Below are 1924 nucleotides of genomic sequence, written 5' to 3' on the forward strand. Positions count from 1 at the left end.
CTCCTGTTGTATTTTCTCAGCTATTTTTTGAGTTAGAAATTAGCATATTTGAAGCAAAATTTCAATTAAATGGTGCTAGGTTTGAATTGATAGTAGGTAAGCATTCAGCTATTAGCAATCAGCTCTCAGCAATAAAAATGAATGAACCAGGTATTTGCTTAACTTCTACTACATTTTTGAACAAAGAATTGAAGCACAAGAACAACGAGCTTAAATTCCCCACTAAAGGCAATAAAGCTGATAGCTGACCGCTGACCGCTGACCGCTAAATGCTTACGATAGTAAAAATCGAAAAGTGGAGATTTATTGACAAAATCGGGAAGTAGAAATATGGGAAAATCCTAATTGTTAATCTGGGAAAAATGTATTGCCGGGATTTATTTTAGATTTGACAGAAGTTTGGGATTAGGTAATGGGAAGTTATCATACTGTAGGTTGGGTTCAACGGTAGTGCAACCAAAAAAAAATCAGATATCGTGTTGTTTTTATCCTGCGAATAACCGCCCTAAAAATTTTCAACCCAAGCTACTAAATGTAAAATCTTGCTTTAAATTTAGTAATAATTGAGCGATTCCACCTGATAATTGTAAGCTGACTACTGATAACTAAGTGCCAATTTGTAATGAAACCATACCAGAAAATTAAAATCCAAGAATGTCACGAACCACTCATCCCAATTCCCTTAGAAAAATTTGCCACTGAATCACCCCATCCCTATGAAAAATTAGGCGCACCTTATCATTTATCTCCAGCAAATTCACCTTATTTTTTACGTCAAAAAGTATTAGATAGTTTGATAGCAGCTCAAACAAAACTACAACAAAAATATCCCAGTTGGCACATCCAAATATTTGATGCTTATCGCCCCATTGCTGTACAACAATTTATGGTAGATTACACTTTTGTAGAAACAGTAAAAGCTGAAGGTTTAACATTAGATAGTCCGGAGTTGACAGAAGCAAAACGTCAAGAAATTTTAGAGTTAGTTTATCAGTTTTGGGCTGCTCCTAGTCTAAACCCCGCTACCCCACCACCTCATAGTACGGGTGCTGCTGTGGATGTAACTTTAGTGGATGCTAATGGCAAAACTGTTGATATGGGTTCTCCTATTGATGAGTTGTCTCCCCGCTCTTACCCGAATCATTTTTTGGGGAGTAAAAATGAGGAAGCTCAGAAATATAATCAACATCGACAGTTATTGGCAGAAGTAATGTTATCGGTGGGGTTTCAGCAACATCAACAGGAATGGTGGCATTTTTCTCTGGGCGACCAAATGTGGGCTTGGTTGACAAGTAAAGAGAATGGTGAAAGTGAGGTTGTGGCACGGTATGGGCGAGTAAATTGAAACAGTTATAGTAGAGGAAAGAAGGAAGAAGGAAAAATCTTGTATTGTCTGAGTTTTAAGCTTTTGATCTGTCCGCGCCCTTTGCTTGGACTGCTATATCAGTTAGCCTCCTGGGTTGAAACTGTGTTAACAGGCGTTATGGTGTAGAATTCAAACCTGCCACCAAGGTATATCACTAACTTTAAAAATATAGTTGGGATTTTAAAGCCAATGTTAAAAATATCAACTTTTAATTGATGATTGATTAATGATAAATTAAAGACTAATATTTACTTGTACTTAAAACAACCGTGAAATTTTTTATCCCCTAGTTAAAAATGGGGGTTTTCAAATTCTTTAACTTTTCTGGTTAATTAAAGAAAATCTAAAATTATCATAAGCTGTAACATTTTGATAGTGAGAAGTTACAGCTTATATAAAAGTCTTTTCAGAAAAATAACTTGTTTATGAGTTTTGAAAATCAAATATTATCTCCGCTTCGATAGAATAAATTATCGACCCAGTCCACTCCACAAAGAAGCTGGATGGGGGATAACATTAGATTCAACTTGAGGGCTTTGTTCAGAGGATTGAGTTAGA

Annotated in this window: 2 protein-coding genes; both read left to right on the forward strand. The window is 35.8% G+C overall.

All coding sequences use genetic code 11. The annotated features are described in order from the left end of the window. Positions 1 to 248: hypothetical protein (locus F6K13_RS30965; protein WP_287289551.1), on the forward strand; the 248-nt coding region annotated here is incomplete at its 5' end. Positions 249 to 622: 374 nt separating this feature from the next. Next, complete coding sequence (locus F6K13_RS30970) at positions 623 to 1345, forward strand: M15 family metallopeptidase (RefSeq protein WP_124155524.1); 723 nt, start codon at positions 623 to 625, stop codon at positions 1343 to 1345. Positions 1346 to 1924: the final 579 nt, after the last annotated feature.

The sequence above is a fragment of the Okeania sp. SIO2B9 genome (assembly GCF_010672505.1).
GTDB classification, from domain to species: Bacteria; Cyanobacteriota; Cyanobacteriia; order Cyanobacteriales; family Microcoleaceae; genus Okeania; species Okeania hirsuta.